Origin of the sequence: Nonomuraea sp. NPDC049480 (assembly GCF_044465905.1) — a bacterium.
Lineage (GTDB): Bacteria > Actinomycetota > Actinomycetes > Streptosporangiales > Streptosporangiaceae > Nonomuraea.
In genome coordinates, this window is record NZ_JBITMD010000020.1 from 12,944 (window position 1) to 30,489 (window position 17,546).

Here is a 17,546-nt window from a genome sequence, read left to right on the forward strand (position 1 = left end):
CTCGCAGGGCACGAGGGACTCGAACCCCCAACCGCCGGTTTTGGAGACCGGTGCGCTACCAATTGCGCCAGTGCCCTATGTCGTCAACCAGACTACCCTGATCGACTCACTGCCCGGACCGAACCGCTCGCCGACATGCGGCGGAAGGACCAGGCGAAAGCATACGGGGGAATGCCCGGTACGTCGAACCCGAACCCGATCGCCCAGGTCACGAGTGCGTGGGACGATGGAGGCATGTCCACCCGACCTCGCATCTCCGCAAGAATTTCCGCGATTTCCGAGTCCGCCACGCTCGCCGTGGACGCCAAGGCGAAGGCGATGAAGGCGGCCGGACGGCCCGTCATCGGCTTCGGCGCGGGCGAGCCCGACTTCCCGACACCCGGCTACATCGTCGAGGCGGCGATCGAGGCGGCCCGCGACCCGCGCTTCCACAAGTACACCCCGGCGGGCGGGCTTCCCGAGCTGAAGCAGGCCATCGCCGCCAAGACGCGCCGCGACTCCGGCTACGCCGCCGAGGCGTCCCAGGTACTGGTCACCAACGGCGGCAAGCAGGCCGTCTACGAGGCGTTCGCGACGCTGCTCGACCCGGGCGACGAGGTCCTGGTCGTGGCGCCCTACTGGACGACCTATCCCGAGGCGATCAAGCTGGCCGGCGGCGTGCAGGTCGACGTCGTGACCGACGAGTCCACCGGCTACCTGGCAGGCGTCGAGCAGCTGGAGGCGGCGCGCACCGAGCGGACGAAGGCCGTGCTGTTCGTCTCGCCGTCCAACCCGACGGGCGCCGTCTACTCGCGCGAGGAGACCGTGGCGATCGGCCGCTGGGCGGCCGAGCACGGCCTGTGGGTCGTCACCGACGAGATCTACGAGCACCTGGTGTACGGCGACGCCGAGTTCACCAGCATCGCCACGGCCGTCCCCGAGCTGGGCGACCGGGTCGTGATCCTCAACGGCGTGGCCAAGACATACGCGATGACCGGCTGGCGCGTGGGCTGGATGATCGGCCCGGCCGACGTGGTCAAGGCCGCCACCAACCTGCAGTCGCACGCCACCTCCAACGTCTCCAACGTCGCCCAGATCGCGGCGCTGGCGGCCGTCTCCGGCGACCTGTCGGCGGTGGCCGAGATGCGCACGGCGTTCGACCGGCGCCGCCAGACGATGGTGCGGATGCTCAACGAGATCCCGGGCGTGTTCTGCCCTGAGCCGAAGGGGGCGTTCTACGCGTACCCGTCGGTCAAGCAGCTGCTCGGCAGGGAGCTGCGGGGCCGGCGTCCCCAGACGTCCGGCGAGCTGGCCGAGCTGATCCTGGAGGAGGCCGAGGTGGCGGTGGTGCCCGGGGAGGCGTTCGGCACGCCCGGCTACTTCCGCCTGTCGTACGCGCTGGGCGACGACGACCTGGTCGAGGGCGTCAGCCGCCTGAGCAAGCTGCTGGCCGAGGCCCGCTCCTAGCCGACTCCCGCGGCGATGTCCCTGATCTGGCCGGCCAGGCCGGGTGTCGCGCCGATGTAGACCGCGGTGCCGGGCTGCTCCAGCCACATGAAGTTGCGCAGCCCGCCCCGCGTGGTCCAGCGCAGCGCGGGCCTGCCCTTGTACGCCGTCAGCCGCGACCTGGCCACCAGCGTGGCGAACTGCTCGGCGGTCCGCACGCCACACACGACGCCGACGTACATGTGCTCGTCGTCGCGGCGCCAGACCAGGCCCTCGACGTCGAGCCGGCGGGTGAGCGAGGCCAGGCGGGTGAACGAGCCGGCCCGGGACAGGCCCAGGGGCATGGCCGGGAGCGTCACATTGATGGCGCCGCAGGACAGCGAGAGCCCCCGGGCGCGCGCCGGCTCGGGGGACGGAGGCGTGGTGGGGGTAACGGCGGTGGAGGTGGTGGCGCGCGGGGTCGGCACGTCGTCGCCGCCGGCGCAGCCGGTGAGCGCGCACACGAGGAGCACCGCCGCCAGACGCCGCATCGACCCCCCATGACGTGTGTGGATCCCCGGAAAGGGGTCCTAGTCTCCTACAGGAGCCTTGACAGAGACGGCAACTGCGATCAGTTCCTCGCGAAGGGATTCGCTGACCCTGACCCACGCGCCCGTGCCTGCGCGTTCCAGCCAGACGATCACGCGGCCGCCGTCCGGGTGCCCGCCGACCACGGCCGGCTTGCCGCGCACGGTGGTGTCGCGGGCGTCCAGCACGGTGGCCCGCGCGCGGTAGCTCCGCCAGTCGGCGGCCACGGCCCCGTGCTCCACCTGCGCCTCGACGAACCTGTCCGCGGCGCCGAACCTGGCCCGGCCGCCCTCGACGCCCGGCTCCGGCTCGATCAAGCCGCCGCCGCAGCGCGCGAGCCCGCGGGGCAGGTACGTCAGCCAGAAGTCGTCGGAGACGACCGCGAGGGTGGCCGGGGAGACCGCGAGGCGGGCGGCCCCGGCCGCGCCCGGCTCATTCCCCGGCGGGGTGGGCGCGGCGACGGGCTCGGGCGTCCCACCGGCCGGACGCGGGACGCGCCCGAACCCCGACGAGAAGAGCGCGTGGATGATCAGAGCTGTCACGGCGAACGCCAGCACCGCGAGCGCCGCGCGCCACCCCTGTCCACCGCCGCGCCTCTCAGGGAGCATGCAGGGTAGATCCCCGGTCAGCTCCCAGTCATCACCTGGTCACCCGGATGCGTTCCGCGATCGAAACCACGCCGGCCGCGTCTGCTCGCCGCCGGCGACCGCGGCAGTGCCGTCCCCCTTTCGACCTCCCCGACGTGCGAACCCGTCCCCAGGTTGAGTGGCAAGATAAGCAAATGCCAAGGCCCCTACACGCGCTTCCGAAAGCCCATCTCCACCTGCATTTCACCGGCTCGATGCGGCACGCCACGCTGATCGGGCTGGCCAGGGAGCAGGGGCTGCATCTGCCCGACGCGCTGGAGCAGGACTGGCCGCCGAAGCTGCGGGCCACCGACGAGCGCGGCTGGTTCAGGTTCCAAAGGTTGTACGACATCGCCAGGTCCGTGCTGACCAAGCCCGAGCACGTCTACCGGCTGCTGCGCGAGACGGCGGAGGACGAGGCGGCGGCAGGGTCGCGCTGGCTGGAGATCCAGGTTGACCCCTCGGGGTACGCGCAGCGCTTCGGCGGCCTGACGGCCACGCTGGAGCTGGTGCTGGACGCCGTGAAACAGGCGGCCGAGCACGCCGGGATCGGGATCGGGGTGATCGTGGCGGCGAACAGGACCCGGCATCCGCTCGACGCGAACACCCTGGCCAGGCTGGCCATCCAGTACGCCGGCCACGGCGTGGTCGGCTTCGGCCTCTCCAACGACGAGCGCCGGGGCGAGGCGCGGGACTTCGAGCGGGCGTTCAGGATCGCCAAGCGGGGCGGGCTGCTGGCCGTGCCGCATGGGGGCGAGCTGATGGGGCCGCGCAGCGTGGCCCAGTGCGTGGACGATCTGGGTGCGGACCGGATCGGGCACGGGGTGCGGGCGGCCGAGGACGAGCGGCTGATGCACCGGCTGGCCGACCGGCAGATCTGCTGCGAGATCTGCCCGACCTCCAACCTGGGGCTGGGGGTGGCCGAGCAGATCTCCGACGTGCCGGTGCGGCGGCTGTTCGACGCGGGGGTGCCGCTCGCGCTGGGGGCCGACGACCCGCTGCTGTTCGGCGCGCGGCTGCTGCGGCAGTACGAGCTGGCCCGGGACGTCCACGGGTTCGGCGACGCCGAGGTGGCCGAGCTGGCGCGGCAGTCCGTACGCTCGTCGGCGGCTCCCGAGTCGGTGCGCAAGGAGCTGCTCAAGGGCGTGGACGACTGGCTGTCCGGGTCACTGGAGTGACGCGGCGATCCTGATCGCCTCCTCCTTGGTGCGGACGCCCTCCAGGCGGTAGTTGACACCGTCCTGCTGCCAGATGAGGGTCGCGGCCGCCTGGCGCAGCGGCACCGTCGAGCCGTCCTGGCGCTGGATGTAGCCCAGAGGATGCTCTCCCGGAAGCCACCACGCCTGGTACGGGCCGACGTCGACGAAATCCGGGAACGGCGGGCCGAGCTTCTTGAAGAAGTACGGGTCCATCGTGCCGTCGAACTGGTCGAGCCTGATGCCGTCCGGCCAGAACATCGACACCACCCTGCCGTTGTCGGAGACGGAGGTGCGCTCCGGGGCGCCGAGGCGGGACGGCGTCCTGGTCTGGAACCTCGCCCGGCTCGGGACCTCGGACGGCGGCACGGTCCGCTCGCCCGGCAGGTCGGCCGTGGTGGTGACCGGCGGGGGCGGGGTGCCGCCTATCTGGAGCTCGATCCCGGCGAACCGCAGGATTTTCACCACGGCCGCCCGGCCCTGGGGGGTGGCGGCGGTGATGGCGATGACCGCGACGACGACCGCCGTCACGACCTTCCACCGCGTCTGCCGGCCCCGCCGCCGCGGTGCGCGGGTGTGCGGCCTGACGGGCGTGGCATGGGGCCCATGGGCGGGATCAGGTCCTCCCCCGCTCTCGGCGTCGCCGGGCGGACCTACAGGACCGGGGGTTGTGGATGGTTCGGCGGCGGGGGACGTGGGCTGGGAGGTGGGTTCGAGGCGGGCGCGGACGGCGGCGGCGACGTCGGCCGGGGGTGGGGCCGGGACGTCGAGAAGGTCGCCGAGGGCGAGCAGCTCCGCCTCCAGCTCCTCGAAAGGCTCACGCGAGCTCATTCCCCACCTCCTCCCTCAGCCGAGCCAGTCCACGGTGGGTGCTGGACTTGACGGTGCCCACCGGGCAATCGAGCACCTGCGCCGTCTCCGCCTCCGTCAGCTGTAAGAAGTACCGGCAGACGACGGCCTGACGTTCCCGCTCGGGCAGCCCGCGCACCGCCGCCAGGAGCCGGGCACGCCGGTCGGTGGCCACGGCCTCGCCCTCGGGGTCGTCGGGAGCCCGCACGTCGGCGGTGGCCCCAAGGCGTAACGCCAGCTCAGCGCGCCGCCCCCGCGACCGGGTCAGGTTGTGCGTCTCATTGGCCACGATACGCAGCAGCCAGGGCCGGAACGGCGCGTCCCTGCGGAAGCTCGGCAGGTGACGGAACGCCTTGACGAACGCCTCCTGCACCACGTCCTCGGCTTCGTCACCCGCACCCAGCAGGTACGCGGTACGGTGGGCGAGCGCGCTGTAGCGGGCGACCAGCACCTCATAGGCGGCTAGGTCGCCGTCGAGCGAGCGCGTGACCGCCTCGTCGTCATCCATGGCGAGTCAGATTCCACCGCACCGGAGGGCCCGCGGGGAAGGGCGTTCGGCAGATCGCGTGACCCTGATCGCTGACCGGGGCATTAGACTCGGGCAATCCATGAGCCCCCGAGAAGGAACGGGACTATGTCTTCTGGGTATGACCGTGTAGTACAACCGGCGGCCGGTGATGAGGCCCTGGAGAACCACCTAGGTGGGGACGAGGCCAAGAACTATCGGCAGTACGAGTTCGACATGGTCGCCCCGCATGTCGGCCGCTCGCTGCTGGAGATCGGCTCGGGGCTGGGCCACTTCGCCGAGCAGTTCCTGCCCCGGCTCGACCGTCTCGTCGTCAGCGACTTCGACCCCTACTGCGTCGAGCAGCTGGAGAAGCGGTTCGCGGACCGCGACGACATCGACGTCCTGCAGTTCGGGCTCCCGACCGACATCCCGCTCAAGGACAAGGTCGACACCGTCGTCATGATGAACGTCCTGGAGCACATCGAGGACGACGCCGAGGCGCTGCGCTCGCTGGCCAAGGTCACGCTGCCCGGCGGGCGGATCATCATATGGGTGCCCGGCTACATGCAGCTGTACGGAGACTTCGACCGCAAGGTCGGCCACGTCCAGCGCTACACGCCCAAGACGCTGGCCGCCGCGGTCGCCAAGGCGGGCCTGGACGTCGAGGTGCTCAAGCCGATCAACTTCCTGGGCGGCATCGCCTGGTGGGTGGCGGTGCGCCGGGGCGGCGTCGGCTACCCGGACCCGCGGCTGGTCAAGATCTACGACCGGACGGTGGTCCCGCTGACGCGCCTCATCGAGCGGTTCGTGCGGCCGCCGTTCGGCCAGACGGTGTTCTGCGTCGCGCGGGTGCCGCAGAAGTAAGCAGGCGGCCGGGGGGAGATCCTCTCCCCCCGGGCCTCACTTGATGGAGCCTGCGGTCAGACCGCCGACCACCTTCCGCTCGATCAGGGCGAACAGGATGATCACCGGGATGGTGGCGATCACCGATCCGGCGAACAGGTTCTGCCAGTCCACCTGGTACTGCCCGATGAACGAGTTCAGCGCCACCGTGAGCGGCTGGTTCTCGGGCGTCGTGGTCAGGGTCAGCGCGACCACGAACTCGTTCCACGCCGCGATGAACGTGAAGATCAGCGCGGTGATGACGCCCGGCATGGCCAGCGGCAGCGTGATTCTGAACAGTGCGCCGAAGCGCCCGTTCCCGTCGATGAACGCGGCCTCCTCGAGCTCGCGCGGGATCGAGGCGAAGTACGCGTTCAGGATCCACACCGCGAACGCCAGGTTGAACCCGCCGTTGACCAGGATCAGTGACCAGATCGAGTCCACCAGCCCGAACTGGAAGAACTCGCGGTAGATGCCGACCAGCATGGCCGTGGGCTGGAACATCTGGGTGATCAGCACCAGGATCAGGAACGCGGTGCGCCCCCTGAAGTGGTGCCTGGCCGAGTAGTACGCCGCGGGCAGCGCCACCAGCAGCACGAGGATCGTCGATCCGGCGGCCACCTTGATCGTGACCCAGAGGTTCCCGGCCAGTCCGCTGGTCCAGAAGTTGGTGAGGTTGGACCACACCCACTCGTCGGGCCAGAACGTGACGTCGCGCAGCGAGTCCTGGGCCCGCAGCGAGGTGAGCAACATCACCACGTACGGGAACAGGAAGACGAACGCGATGACGTACGCGCTCGCCGCGACGATCACGGTCTTGAGCCGGGGCATCCGCCGGGGCGCGGCGCCCCGCGGCCTGGCGTGATGATGCGGCTTGGCCTGCGCCGGCATGGTCTTGACGGCCATCACGCCACCTCCTTGTTCCACCGGGACACCCGCAGGAAGATCAGGGTCAGCACGATCACCATGCCGAAGTTGACGACGGACATGGCCGCCGACTCACCGATGTTGGATCCCTTGAGGATGAACATGAGGATCGTCGAGGTGGCCGTCGAATAGCCGGGCTGCCCGTGGGTCATCGCCCAGATGATCGGGAAGCTGTTGAAGACGTTCATCACGTTGATCAGCGCCGCCACGGTGAGCGCGGGGCGCAGCAGCGGCAGCGTGATCGACCAGTACGTACGGAACCGTCCGGCCCCGTCCATCCTGGCCGCCTCGTAGACGTCGCCGGGGATTGTCGCCAGCCCGGCCAGCAGCGCGTACGTGGTGAACGGCACCGAGACGAAGACCGCCACGAACACCAGCCACGGCATCGCGGTGGACGCGTCGCCGAGCTGGTCGGCGGCGGCCCCTCCCATGGCGTCGATCAGCCCCAGCTTCAGCCGGATCTGGTTGATCACGCCGACCTCGGGGTCGAGCATCCACTTGAAGATGATCGCCGTCATCAGCACCGAGGCGGCCCACGGCGCGATGAGCGCCCAGCGGGCGGCCTTGCGCAGCGGGAAGTTCTGGTTGAACAGCTGGGCGAGGGCCAGCGAGATCACCACGGTGAGCGCGACGACCGCGACCACCCAGATCACGCTGCGGACCATGATGTCGGCGAAGTCCTTCTCGCCGAACAGTTTCTCGTAGTTGGCGAACCCGTTGCCGCCCTGGACCACGCCGAATCGGCTGATCTTGAGGAACGACGACCTGATCATCTCGATCACAGGCCAGAGCACGACCACCGCGATCAGCGCCACGGCCGGCCCGACCCAGGCGAGGGGCTCGAGGGCGCGCAACCTTTTCATGCGAAACCTTCCAGAAGGGTGCGGCCCAGCGCCCCGTCACGTAGCACCGTCACGGGGCGCCGGGCCGCAGACGATCAGCCGGCGGACTCGGCGGTCTTCTGGAGCTCGCCGAGGACCTTGGCCGGGTCCTCCTTGACGGCTCCGCCGATGGTCTGCTTGATCGCCGGGTTCACCTCGGCCCACTTGGGGTCCTGGAACGGGTAGAAGCTGGCGTTCGGGAGCGCGTCCAGGAACGGCTTGAGCTTCTCGTCACTCGACAGCTTCTGGATGCCGCCGTTGGTGACGGGCAGCAGCTTGTACGTGTCGGAGATCTTCTCCGCGGCGCTGCCGGTGTAGAAGAAGTCGAAGAACTTCTTGATCTCGGCGGCGTGGCCGTTCTTGTTGAACGCCATGATCCAGTCCATGACGCCGAGCGTGGTGTCGAGCGGGCCGGCCTTGCCGGGGATGGGCGCGACGCCGTAGTTCTTCAGCCCGGCCGCGTCGAAGATCGGGATGGACATGGGGCCGCCGTTGACCATGCCGACCTTGCCGGCGCCGAAGTCCTCCCAGACCGTCTTGCGGTCCTTGGTGCCCGGGTTCGGGGTGGTCAGGCCGGCGTCGACCAGGCCCTTCATGTACGTGAAGGTCTCGACGTTCTGCGGCGAGTTGATCGCCCACTTGCCGGAGGCGTCCTTGTAGCCGCCGCCGTTGCCGAGCATCCACAGGAACGACTCGGCCTGGGCTTCCTCCTGGCCGAGGGGCAGGCCGAACGGCTGCGTCACGCCGGCCTTCTTCAGCTTCTCGGCCGCGGCCTTGAGCTCGTCCCACGTCTTCGGCGGCTCGGCGATGCCGGCCTTGGTGAACAGGTCCTTGTTGTAGAACAGGGCGCGGGCGGAGGAGACGAACGGGATGCCGTACGCGGCCCCGTCGACCTTGCCGAACTCGGCGAACTTCTGCAGCATGTCGCCGGACACGTTCGGGGACAGGACCTCGTCGACCTTGTGGAGCAGGCCGTCCTTGACGAAGCCGGAGTAGTCGCCGGTCTGCAGGATGTCGGGCACCTGGCCGTTCTGGACCATGGTGGCGACCTGCTTGTCGATGTCGTTCCAGTTGATGACCTGGACCTCGACCTTGATGTTCGGGTTCGCGGCCTGGAACTCGTCCACGACGCCCTTCCAGAACGTCTCGCCCGAGTTCGGCTTGCCGGGTCCGTCGCCGTAGTCGGCGGCGACCATCTTGAGCGTGACCTGGCCGCCTGCCGACGCCTGGGTGCCGCCACCGGAGTCACCGGAGCCGCAGCTGGACAGGACCAGCACCGTGGCAAGGCCGAGAGCGGCGCCGCCCACAAGCTTCATGTTCACTGGAGATACCGCCTTCTCGTCGGACGGGTGACGCTGGTCCGTACCAGCCACCGGACCCCGCCCTGGGGGATGGGCACGCGTGAGGCGGGAGCTCGACGCGTTTGCGACAGCGTAAGCCTGTGTTAAGGAGCCGGTCTATACCGGCTTGTCTCGATTTGGAAACAAACCTGCCAGAAACTACGCACATCCGGTCTAGACCGGATGTCAGAGGATCTTTCTCCTGAGGTTCTCCCCGCCCTCGGGCGCGCCGATCCACGGCCCCTCGGTGGACGGGTCGAGGATGCCTTCCTCGGCGAAGCCGTAGCGGCCCTCCAGGACGTAGCCGGCCAGCCGCGCGTCCTGGGCGTCACTGTTGTCCCAGAGCCGGTCGAACAGCGCGTCCACGCGGCGTCGTGCCTGGTGGCAGAAGGTGTCGGCCAGCTCGTACGGCCGCCGCCCCAGGTCCTTGGCGTCCTCCTCGGCCTTGACGCACGCGGCGGTCATGGCGAACAGCTCCGCCCCGATGTCCACGATCCTGCCCAGGAAGGACTGCTTGTGCTCCAGCCTGCCCTGCCATCGGGACATTCCGTAGAAGGTGGACCGGGCCAGCTTCCTGCTGGTCCGCTCCACGTAACGGAGGTGCGCGGCCAGGGGGCCGAACTCGGCGTACGCGGTGGGCAGGTTGCCGGTGCCGGCCACCAGCGTGGGCAGCCACTTGGCGTAGAAGCGGCTGGCCCGCTTGAGCGCCTGGGTGCGCTCCTGGCGGGAGGCCTCCGGGTTGATCAGCTCTCCGGCGGCCGACAGGTGCGCGTCCACCGCCTCCCTGGTGATCATCAGGCGCATGATCTCGGAGGAGCCCTCGAAGATGCGGTTGATGCGCGAGTCGCGCAGCATCTGCTCGGCGGGCACGCCGCGCTCGCCGCGGGCGGCCAGCGACTCGGCGGTCTCGTAGCCGCGCCCGCCCCTGATCTGGACCAGTTCGTCGAGCGCCTGGTACGACAGCTCCGTCGCGTACAGCTTGCTCAGCGCCGCCTCGATCCTGATGTCGTTGCGCTTGTCGTCGGCCAGGCGGCTGGTGAGCTCCATGACGGCCTCCAGCGCGTACGCGGTGGCCGCGATGAAGGCGAGCTTGGTGGCGACGGCCTCGTGCGTGCCGATCTTCTGGCCCCACTGGACACGGGCGTTGCCCCACTCGCGGGCGATCTTCAGTGCCCACTTGGCGTTGCCCGCGCACGTGGCAGGAAGCGACAGGCGGCCGGTGTTGAGCGTGGTGAGCGCGATCCGCAAACCCTCGCCCTCGCGCCCGATCAGGTTCCTGGCAGGCACTCTGACCTGGGAGAACTCGGTGACGCCGTTCTCGATGCCGCGCAGCCCCATGAAGCCGTTGCGCCGCTTGACCGTGATGCCCGGCGAGTCGGCCTCGACCACGAACGCGCTGATCTTCTTGCCGGTCCTGGCCATGACCACGAGCAGATCGGCGACGACGCCGTTCGTCGTCCACAGCTTGACGCCGTCGAGCACGTAGTCGTCGCCGTCGCGGACGGCGGTCGTGGACAGTCGCGCCGGGTCGGAGCCCACGTCCGGCTCGGTCAGCAGGAACGCCGAGATCTCGCCCGCCGCGCAGCGGGGCAGGAACTCCCGCTTCTGCTCCTCGGTGCCGAACAACTTCAGCGGCTGCGGCACCCCGATCGACTGGTGCGCCGACAGCAGCGTGGCCAGGGCCGGGCAGTACGAGCCGACCAGCATGAGGGCGCGGCAGTAGTACAGGTACGGCAGGCCGAGGCCGCCGTACTCCTCGCCGATCGTGATCCCGAACGCGCCGAGCCCCGCCAGCCCCTTGACCACCTCGTCCGGTATCTGCCCGGTCCGCTCGATGAGCGCCGGATCGACATGCGTGTCGAGGTAGCGGCGCACCGTGCGGACGAACTCCTCGCCGCGTTTGGTGGCCTCGTCGGGCAGCGTGGGCGCCGGATACACCAGATCCAGCCGGAAGTCTCCCAGGAACAGCTGCTTGGCGAAGCTCGGCAGCGTCCATTCCTTTTCACGGGCCTGCTCACCGACTGCCCTGGACTCCGCGTATTTGGCGTGCTCGGTCATAGCACCTCCCGACGTTGCGCCGTCCTGTGCTTATGAGTAGTGCCCGCCTGACGGCGCCCTTCGCCGTTTATATGCCCTTTTTATCCGGACGGCGAGCGCCGACCGCCTGCACGGCCGCCGCCACGAGCGCGAGCACGGCGGGAACCACGAGGTAGACACCGCAGAACGCGAGCGCCGCCAGCGACAGCACGACCCCCACCACGGCCGTGTTCCGGCGCGGCCCCGCGGGCAACATCCGCACCGCCGCCGCCACGCCGGCCGCCGTGACGGCGGCCAGGCACGCCGAGGTCGCCCGCATCAGCAGGTCCAGGTCCACCGCCCACACCAGCACGGGCAGGCACAACCCGGCCAGCAACCCCAGGCTCCGGTACGGCGTGCGCCCCGGCTCCCCGCCCCGCCTGAACCAGCCGGGCAGCGCCCCGTCCCTGGCCATGGCCGCCCCGAGCCGCGCGGCCCCGGCGATGTAGGTGTTGACCGCCCCGAACGTCAGCAGCACGGCGACCACGCCGGTCACGGGCCGCGCCGCCTCGCCGATGCCCATCTCCAGCATCGCCGTCAGCGGCACCTCGGTCATGTCCGCGCCCAGCACGGCGACGGAGACCACCGACACCCCCACGTAGAGGACGGTGATCACGGCGAGCGTCACCACCGTGGCCCTGACCAGTCCGTTCGTCCGGTCGGTGAACTCGGCCGACAGATGGCTGGCCGCCTCCCAGCCGACGAACGCGAACATGAGCACACCGGCCGCGCTGGCCACGCCCTCCAGGCCGTACGGGGCGAAGGGGGTGAAGTTGGCCGGGTCGGTGTGCGGGGCGGCGCTGATCACGGCGGCGGCCAGCAGCCCGACCAGCAGTACGACGAAGCCGATCTGCAGCCGCCCGGACGTACGCAGGCCCGCGGCGTTGGCCGCGAAAGCAGCGATCATGATGAGCCAGGCGGCCAGGGTGCCGTTCACGCCGAAGCACGCCTCGACGTACTGGCCGCCCACGAGCGCACCCGCGACGGTGCCGATGGGGACCGCGCCGAAGAACCACCATCCGGTCACGGCGGAGGCGCGCCGGCCGAACGCGAGCCCCGTGAAGCTCGCCACTCCCCCGCCGTCCGGGTAGCGCGTGCCGAGCGCGGCGAAGGTCAGCGCGACGGGGACACTCAGCGCGAGCAGCCCCGCCCAGGCCAGCACGGACGCCGGCCCGGCGGCGGAGGCGGCCAGGTGCGGCAGCACCAGCATCCCCGGCCCCAGCACCGCCCCGACCAGCAGCGCCGTACCCTGACCCGCGCTCATTCGTTGTGTCATGTGCTTGAAATTAATCCATATGAGCGGGCCTATGCCCTTTGTGCCGAACGTCCGGCCGACTCGATGTGCAAATATCGCTCCATGGATGAACTTGATTCGGCGATCGTGCGGTTGCTCCAAACGGATGCGCGGCAGTCCAACAGGGAGCTCGCACGTCAGCTCGGCATCGCCCCCTCGACCTGTCTCGAGCGGGTCCGGGCGCTCACCCGCCGCGGCGTCATCCGCGGCTACCACGCCGACATCGACCCGGCCGCGCTCAACCGCGGCGTGCAGGCCATGGTGTCGGTCCAGGTGCGGCCGCTGAGCCGAGCGGTGATCAACGCCTTCAAGTCGTCGGCCGCCGAGATGCCCGAGGTGCTCAGCGTGTTCGTGCTCGCGGGCGGGGACGACTTCCTGCTCCACGTGGCGGTCCAGGACCTCGATCAGCTGCACGCGTTCCTGCTGGACAAGCTGAGCAAACGCAAGGAGATCGTCGGCTTCCGCACGTCGGTGATCTTCCAGCAGGTCCAGAAGGCCGTCCCGACGCGCCTGCCGGCGCTCGGCGAGACCTGACTTTCGTCAGGGGTCGTACTGGACGGACGGCGGATCCGGCGGGAGGTCGCCCTTTTCTAGGTTTCTCGCGTGAAGATACTCATGATCGGCGTTTACGCGGCCATGTCCATCGCCGCCCCGGCTCCCACCATGGCCCCCGCCGCCATCGACGCCTACATGCGCGACGCGCTGGAGTCCACCGGATTGCCCGGCGTGTCCGTGGTCGTCACACATGGCGGCGAGGTGGTGCACGCCGCTGGATACGGCCACGATTCCCAAGGCCGCGAGATCACCGAGGACACCCCGATGCGGGTGGCCTCGGTGAGCAAGTCGTTCACCGCGATGGCGGTCATGACGCTCGTGGAGCAGGGCAAGATCCGGCTGGACGAGCCGGTGGCCGCGCAGCTCCCTGACTTCACGATGGACGACCCTCGCGCGGCCCGGATCACCGTTCGGCAGTTGCTGAACCAGACCTCCGGTCTGTCGGACACCACGGTCGACATCAGCGAGTTGGACGGCGCCACGTCGCTCGCCGACTACACCGCCCGCCTGGCCGACGACCGGCTGCGTGCCGATCCCGGCACCCGCTGGGAGTACTGCAACGTCAACTACAACCTGGCCGCCAGGCTGGTCGAGGTGGCGGGCGGCCGGCCGTTCGGCGACTACCTGCGCGACCGGGTCTTCGGCCCGCTCGGCATGAAGTCCAGCGCCGTCAGTGACCGGATCGTCAAGCCCGCCGACGGCTACAACTCGATCTTCGGTGCCTGGCTCCCCCGCCCCGAGCTGCCTGCCTTCCTCGATGGCAGCGGCTCCGGCGGCGTCATCACCACGGCCGCCGACATGGGCAAATGGCTCATCACCCAGACCGGCGACGGCCGCCCGCTGGTCAAGCGTCAGAGCCTGGAAACCATGCACGCGCCCACCGAGATCCGCGACTACGGCATGGGCTGGGGCGTGGACGACGAGACCGGGCTTCTCATGCATTCGGGGAACCTGTTCACATACACCGCCGTCGAGGCCATCTCCCCGAAGACCGGCTACGGCATCGCCGTCATGGCCAACAGCGCCGCGCTGCAGGACGACGCCTACACCATCATGCTGGGGCTCGCAGCGATGAGCGAGGGCCGGACCTCGGAGCCGCCCGGGGGTGACCGGCAGCTGTTCGAGCTGGTCCTAGGCGTGATCGCCCTGGCCGCGCTCGGGCTCGGGACCGTGGGCGTGGTGCGGGCCCGGCGCTGGGCCGCCCGGCGGGCAGGGAAGCCGCGGTGGCGGACCGGGCTCCGCCTGGTGCCTTCGCTCCTGCCAGTGATGGTGCTGGTGGCTTACCCGGACCTGATCTCGTTCCTGATGAACGGGCGCACGGTCACGTGGGAGCAGCTCACGTACTTCCCCGCACCGATGTCGATCACACTGCTCGTGGCGGCGCTCGCAGGAGTGCTCGTAGTGACGGCCCGTGCGTTCCAGCTACGGCTCTCTCACGGGCGGGCACCGGTGCGGACTCAGCGGCGGCCGACTGTCCGAGGTCAGGCCACCGATTACCCCACCAGCCATTCACGCAGCTGATCGTCATCATTGAGACTGATCAACTGCACCAGCCCCCAGTTCTGACGGTGGTTCGGTGCATCGAGCAAGTGGTCCTGCCAGTCTTCGGCGTACTCACGCAGGGCACCCACCATCTCTGTGATGGCTTCATTGAAGGTGTGGCCGTCCGCCGCGATCGGCAACCCGGGGATGAAGATCGACCAACCGCCGTCCTCCGAAACCACCTGCGCACGAGACCGAGCAGCCGCAGGGAGGTAGTAGCGCAGTCTGTCGGCGTCCACGATGGCGATTATGGCGGACTCACGACGCACCGTGGCTGATGCGCCAAAGAGTGACCGTGGGATGCGCCGACCACGGCGGCGACGCTAGGCGGTCGGCCTGTCAGCGCATCGGGTAACGCTGACAGGGCCGCCTGCGCCGCCGCCTCGCCTATGAGCCCCGTTCGATCAGGTGGACGCAGGTCGGACAGGCTCGCTTGGCCGTGGGCAGGAACGACAGGGACCAGCCGAGGACTGGCAACGGGTGCACTGACTTGCCGCACAAGCTGATCTCCTGGTTGGCCGGTACGGCATGGTGCACGGCATCCCGTTCGGTGTGTGATAAACCCAGTTGGTACGTGGTGCGGCGCTCCTGCGGCGCAGGTTGTACCGTCTGCACATGCAGGTCGTCCCAGTGGACCGGCCAGCGTCGCACCCCGCCGGGCATCTCGTCCGGCTTCCCGTCGACTTCGACGAGGGCCAAGGTCCCGTTCCGCAGGACGCCCACCACGGTCCCGCGTCGGCCCAGCAGCCAGTTGTCGACGGCCCGTGTCCGCGCCGGGCTGTGCAGCATGTCCACGATCTTTGCGCGGCACCCCACCAGCGACGAGGGAGTGCTCATTCAGGGCTCTCGTCTGAGGGTCGTATGGAAGAGGGAAGATCATCCACCACCTCTGAGAGAGGATGGTGTTTGCGGAGATCGACGTACCGGAAGGCCACCCGTCGAGCCGCCCGAGCCGGTTCGATCGCACGGTGCCGGGCGTACACGACCCTCTTGCGCCTGTCGTCCCAGCCCGCGCGCCACCAGAACCAGTCGCCGTCGCACCACACCACGAGGCCGACCCAGACCGAGACCAGCGCGAGGTCGTAGCCGTTGCCGACGTGTACGTCCGATGGGATGTCGAGGGACTGAAGCTGTGCACGGAGCTGGTGAGCCGCCTCGGCGCTCAACATTGGATGGCTTCCGGCGTGCGGTCGCGGTTGTTCGATCCCGTAGGGCGGGGTGGCCGTAGTCTGTGCCATGGATCGCACCTCCGACGTGCGGTTCAGGGACCCGTACGGCGGTGCGAACGCCTGCGGGTCCCGTTAATGGAGACATCTTCATCAGATCTCCGAGGTAGCCCCCGGCGTCAGTGTGAGTAGGGGAGACTTGGGGAGACAGGCGGAGCCGAGTCGCCCGAGGTTGATGCGGATGCACGATCTACCGACCTGGGCCGCGCGCTTGCGGGCCATGAGACGAGAGCGGTTCTGGACTCAGCGGGATGTGGCCAGGCAGCTCACCGACGCTGCGGATGGTCATGTCCGGCTGCCCGAACGGGACTCCCTGGTCCGCATGATCAAGGACTGGGAGGCTGGCCGGCATCAGCCCAAGGACCCGTACCGGCTGCTGTACTGTCGCGTGTTCGACCTCAACGAGGCCGACCTGTTCGACGAGAAGCAGGTCACGCCGGAGAGCACGCCGGACGAAGTGCTCGCGGACCTGCTCGGCCCGACCGAGCGGTTCGGCACCCACAGCGGTCTTGGGGGGCGACGGCTCGGCCAGAGCACGGTGGACGATCTGGCGGCGCGGGTTCACGGCCTGCGACTGGCCGATGACGTGATCGCGGGAAAGGACCTCATCCGGCCCGCCTTCCGTGAGTTGGACACGGCCGCGCGAACCTACCATCGAAGCGTCTTCCCCGAAGGGATAGGCCGCGCACTGCTGGGCACCATAGGGGAGTTCGCGCAGATCGCAGGGTGGATCGCCAGCGATGCTGGAGCGCATGAGCAGGCGGCGCATACGTATCGACTCGGGATCCGTGCCGCGCACGAGGCCGGAGATCGCACGCTGGAGTCGAACCTCATCGGTTGCCTGGCGTACCAGGTGTCCAACGTCGGCGATCCCCGCGATGGCGTGGCGCTTGGCCGGGTCTCCGTGGACATGGCCGGGATTGAGGTGCCTGCACGGGCTAGGGCGCTGGCATGGGATCGGCTCGCATGGGCGTACGCGCGAGCAGGCCAGCCGCAGAACGCTATGCGCGCTCTCGGTGAGGCGGCAACAGCCCTGAGTGACCACAACGGCGAGGAAGACCCGGGCTACCTCTACTGGGTGGACGCGAATGAACTCCAGGTCATGGAAGCTCGCGTCTACACCGAGTTGCGCCGTCCGTTGCGCGCCGTGCCCTTGCTGACCGAGGTCCTGCGGCGCTACAACGCCACCCACGCTCGGGAACTGGCTCTATACATGTCGTGGCTCGCCGTAGCCCTGGCCGATGCGAACGAGCCGGAGGAGGCGGCCCGCGCCGCGGGACGGGTGCTGGACCTGTCCGCGGATGTGGCCAGCGATCGGACCGCACGGCGGGCACAGGTGGTGCTCAAGCATCTGGAGCCCTATCGAGATGTTCCGCAAGTTCGAGAACTCCTCGTGAGCCACCCTGTCCGGCCATGAGCATCCGAGTCCGGCCACGGGAAGTGAGCGATCCCAGCCACGCCACGGATCGCCGCGAACGTCCTTGGCTGGCCACGCCGATTTAATTCGGTTGCACGGCGCTCCGGTGGGGTCCTAATGTCATGGACATGCGCCTTTACCTGTAATTCGCCGCTTCAGTCCGTCCGCCCATCCAGACGCGGCAGCTGAGCATGCCGACCGGCCTTCGTGAGTGAGCCGCGTCGTGAATTACGTA

Annotated in this window: 18 protein-coding genes and 1 tRNA gene; 6 read left to right on the forward strand and 13 right to left on the reverse strand. The window is 69.2% G+C overall.

Annotated elements, in window-relative coordinates; all coding sequences use genetic code 11:
• Positions 1-4: 4 nt before the first annotated feature.
• Positions 5-77, reverse strand: a tRNA-Trp gene (locus ACIBX3_RS41890).
• Between the two features lie 157 nt (positions 78-234).
• On the opposite strand from ACIBX3_RS41890, the gene ACIBX3_RS41895 reads away from it, so the two are divergent.
• Complete coding sequence (locus ACIBX3_RS41895; protein WP_397126154.1) at positions 235-1,446, forward strand: pyridoxal phosphate-dependent aminotransferase; 1,212 nt, start codon at positions 235-237, stop codon at positions 1,444-1,446.
• Here ACIBX3_RS41895 and ACIBX3_RS41900 read toward each other — a convergent pair.
• The gene (locus tag ACIBX3_RS41900; RefSeq protein ID WP_397126155.1) at positions 1,443-1,955 is read right to left on the reverse strand and encodes a hypothetical protein; all 513 of its coding nucleotides are present in this window, start codon (positions 1,953-1,955) and stop codon (positions 1,443-1,445) included. The genes ACIBX3_RS41895 and ACIBX3_RS41900 overlap by 4 nt on opposite strands.
• Positions 1,956-1,994: 39 nt before the next feature.
• The gene (locus ACIBX3_RS41905) at positions 1,995-2,600 is read right to left on the reverse strand and encodes a hypothetical protein (RefSeq protein WP_397126156.1); all 606 of its coding nucleotides are present in this window, start codon (positions 2,598-2,600) and stop codon (positions 1,995-1,997) included.
• Positions 2,601-2,773: 173 nt separating this feature from the next.
• Between ACIBX3_RS41905 and ACIBX3_RS41910 the strand changes: the two genes are divergently transcribed.
• Positions 2,774-3,796, forward strand: coding sequence for an adenosine deaminase (locus ACIBX3_RS41910; RefSeq protein ID WP_397126157.1), 1,023 nt, complete (start codon positions 2,774-2,776; stop codon positions 3,794-3,796).
• On the opposite strand, the gene ACIBX3_RS41915 is transcribed toward ACIBX3_RS41910, so the two are convergent.
• Positions 3,785-4,645: a hypothetical protein gene (locus tag ACIBX3_RS41915; RefSeq protein ID WP_397126158.1), complete on the reverse strand. Its 861-nt coding sequence runs from the start codon at positions 4,643-4,645 to the stop codon at positions 3,785-3,787. The two genes, ACIBX3_RS41910 and ACIBX3_RS41915, sit on opposite strands and share 12 nt — an antisense overlap.
• Positions 4,632-5,171 (reverse strand): RNA polymerase sigma factor, encoded by a 540-nt coding sequence (locus tag ACIBX3_RS41920; RefSeq protein ID WP_397126159.1) that lies wholly within the window; start codon positions 5,169-5,171, stop codon positions 4,632-4,634. The genes ACIBX3_RS41915 and ACIBX3_RS41920 overlap by 14 nt, the downstream gene beginning before the upstream one ends.
• A gap of 126 nt (positions 5,172-5,297) precedes the next feature.
• Between ACIBX3_RS41920 and ACIBX3_RS41925 the strand changes: the two genes are divergently transcribed.
• Complete coding sequence (locus tag ACIBX3_RS41925; protein ID WP_397126160.1) at positions 5,298-6,035, forward strand: class I SAM-dependent methyltransferase; 738 nt, start codon at positions 5,298-5,300, stop codon at positions 6,033-6,035.
• A gap of 36 nt (positions 6,036-6,071) precedes the next feature.
• On the opposite strand, the gene ACIBX3_RS41930 is transcribed toward ACIBX3_RS41925, so the two are convergent.
• From ACIBX3_RS41930 to ACIBX3_RS41950, 5 genes are all read right to left on the reverse strand, one after another.
• Entirely contained in the window at positions 6,072-6,959 is an 888-nt protein-coding gene (locus ACIBX3_RS41930) for a carbohydrate ABC transporter permease (protein ID WP_397126161.1), read from the reverse strand.
• Positions 6,959-7,843: a carbohydrate ABC transporter permease gene (locus ACIBX3_RS41935; protein ID WP_397126162.1), complete on the reverse strand. Its 885-nt coding sequence runs from the start codon at positions 7,841-7,843 to the stop codon at positions 6,959-6,961. The genes ACIBX3_RS41930 and ACIBX3_RS41935 overlap by 1 nt, the downstream gene beginning before the upstream one ends.
• A 74-nt stretch (positions 7,844-7,917) precedes the next feature.
• Positions 7,918-9,177, reverse strand: a complete 1,260-nt coding sequence (locus tag ACIBX3_RS41940; RefSeq protein ID WP_397126357.1) for an extracellular solute-binding protein — start codon at positions 9,175-9,177, stop codon at positions 7,918-7,920.
• 210 nt (positions 9,178-9,387) lie between these two features.
• Positions 9,388-11,259 (reverse strand): acyl-CoA dehydrogenase family protein, encoded by a 1,872-nt coding sequence (locus tag ACIBX3_RS41945; protein WP_397126163.1) that lies wholly within the window; start codon positions 11,257-11,259, stop codon positions 9,388-9,390.
• Between the two features lie 67 nt (positions 11,260-11,326).
• The gene (locus tag ACIBX3_RS41950) at positions 11,327-12,553 is read right to left on the reverse strand and encodes an APC family permease (RefSeq protein WP_397126164.1); all 1,227 of its coding nucleotides are present in this window, start codon (positions 12,551-12,553) and stop codon (positions 11,327-11,329) included.
• An 81-nt stretch (positions 12,554-12,634) separates the two neighbouring features.
• Here ACIBX3_RS41950 and ACIBX3_RS41955 point away from each other — a divergent pair, with 81 nt between their 5' ends.
• Both ACIBX3_RS41955 and ACIBX3_RS41960 read left to right on the forward strand, forming a co-directional pair.
• Positions 12,635-13,105, forward strand: a complete 471-nt coding sequence (locus tag ACIBX3_RS41955; protein WP_397126165.1) for an Lrp/AsnC family transcriptional regulator — start codon at positions 12,635-12,637, stop codon at positions 13,103-13,105.
• Between the two features lie 69 nt (positions 13,106-13,174).
• On the forward strand, positions 13,175-14,647 hold the full coding sequence (locus ACIBX3_RS41960; protein WP_397126166.1) for a serine hydrolase domain-containing protein: 1,473 nt from the start codon (positions 13,175-13,177) through the stop codon (positions 14,645-14,647).
• Here the strand turns inward: ACIBX3_RS41960 and ACIBX3_RS41965 are convergent.
• The 3 genes from ACIBX3_RS41965 to ACIBX3_RS41975 form a co-directional block, all read right to left on the reverse strand.
• Positions 14,620-14,907 carry a type II toxin-antitoxin system HicB family antitoxin gene (locus ACIBX3_RS41965; protein ID WP_397126167.1) on the reverse strand — a complete coding sequence of 96 codons (288 nt, stop codon included), beginning with the start codon at positions 14,905-14,907 and terminating at the stop codon, positions 14,620-14,622. The genes ACIBX3_RS41960 and ACIBX3_RS41965 overlap by 28 nt on opposite strands.
• Before the next feature lie 148 nt (positions 14,908-15,055).
• Complete coding sequence (locus ACIBX3_RS41970; protein ID WP_397126168.1) at positions 15,056-15,505, reverse strand: hypothetical protein; 450 nt, start codon at positions 15,503-15,505, stop codon at positions 15,056-15,058.
• The gene (locus ACIBX3_RS41975; protein ID WP_397126169.1) at positions 15,502-15,906 is read right to left on the reverse strand and encodes a hypothetical protein; all 405 of its coding nucleotides are present in this window, start codon (positions 15,904-15,906) and stop codon (positions 15,502-15,504) included. Before ACIBX3_RS41975 ends, ACIBX3_RS41970 begins: the two co-directional genes overlap by 4 nt.
• 241 nt (positions 15,907-16,147) lie before the next feature.
• Between ACIBX3_RS41975 and ACIBX3_RS41980 the strand changes: the two genes are divergently transcribed.
• Positions 16,148-17,311: a transcriptional regulator gene (locus tag ACIBX3_RS41980; RefSeq protein ID WP_397126171.1), complete on the forward strand. Its 1,164-nt coding sequence runs from the start codon at positions 16,148-16,150 to the stop codon at positions 17,309-17,311.
• Positions 17,312-17,546: the final 235 nt, after the last annotated feature.

What these genes read in the sequence shown, in the direction of transcription:
- ACIBX3_RS41895 (WP_397126154.1), top strand. Translation starts at nt 235, where the DNA reads ATGTCCACCCGACCTCGCATCTCCGCAAGAATTTCCGCGATTTCCGAG.
- ACIBX3_RS41900 (WP_397126155.1), bottom strand. Translation starts at nt 1,955, where the DNA reads ATGCGGCGTCTGGCGGCGGTGCTCCTCGTGTGCGCGCTCACCGGCTGC.
- ACIBX3_RS41905 (WP_397126156.1), bottom strand. Translation starts at nt 2,600, where the DNA reads ATGCTCCCTGAGAGGCGCGGCGGTGGACAGGGGTGGCGCGCGGCGCTC.
- ACIBX3_RS41910 (WP_397126157.1), top strand. Translation starts at nt 2,774, where the DNA reads ATGCCAAGGCCCCTACACGCGCTTCCGAAAGCCCATCTCCACCTGCAT.
- ACIBX3_RS41915 (WP_397126158.1), bottom strand. Translation starts at nt 4,645, where the DNA reads ATGAGCTCGCGTGAGCCTTTCGAGGAGCTGGAGGCGGAGCTGCTCGCC.
- ACIBX3_RS41920 (WP_397126159.1), bottom strand. Translation starts at nt 5,171, where the DNA reads ATGGATGACGACGAGGCGGTCACGCGCTCGCTCGACGGCGACCTAGCC.
- ACIBX3_RS41925 (WP_397126160.1), top strand. Translation starts at nt 5,298, where the DNA reads ATGTCTTCTGGGTATGACCGTGTAGTACAACCGGCGGCCGGTGATGAG.
- ACIBX3_RS41930 (WP_397126161.1), bottom strand. Translation starts at nt 6,959, where the DNA reads ATGGCCGTCAAGACCATGCCGGCGCAGGCCAAGCCGCATCATCACGCC.
- ACIBX3_RS41935 (WP_397126162.1), bottom strand. Translation starts at nt 7,843, where the DNA reads ATGAAAAGGTTGCGCGCCCTCGAGCCCCTCGCCTGGGTCGGGCCGGCC.
- ACIBX3_RS41940 (WP_397126357.1), bottom strand. Translation starts at nt 9,177, where the DNA reads ATGAAGCTTGTGGGCGGCGCCGCTCTCGGCCTTGCCACGGTGCTGGTC.
- ACIBX3_RS41945 (WP_397126163.1), bottom strand. Translation starts at nt 11,259, where the DNA reads ATGACCGAGCACGCCAAATACGCGGAGTCCAGGGCAGTCGGTGAGCAG.
- ACIBX3_RS41950 (WP_397126164.1), bottom strand. Translation starts at nt 12,553, where the DNA reads ATGACACAACGAATGAGCGCGGGTCAGGGTACGGCGCTGCTGGTCGGG.
- ACIBX3_RS41955 (WP_397126165.1), top strand. Translation starts at nt 12,635, where the DNA reads ATGGATGAACTTGATTCGGCGATCGTGCGGTTGCTCCAAACGGATGCG.
- ACIBX3_RS41970 (WP_397126168.1), bottom strand. Translation starts at nt 15,505, where the DNA reads ATGAGCACTCCCTCGTCGCTGGTGGGGTGCCGCGCAAAGATCGTGGAC.
- ACIBX3_RS41975 (WP_397126169.1), bottom strand. Translation starts at nt 15,906, where the DNA reads ATGGCACAGACTACGGCCACCCCGCCCTACGGGATCGAACAACCGCGA.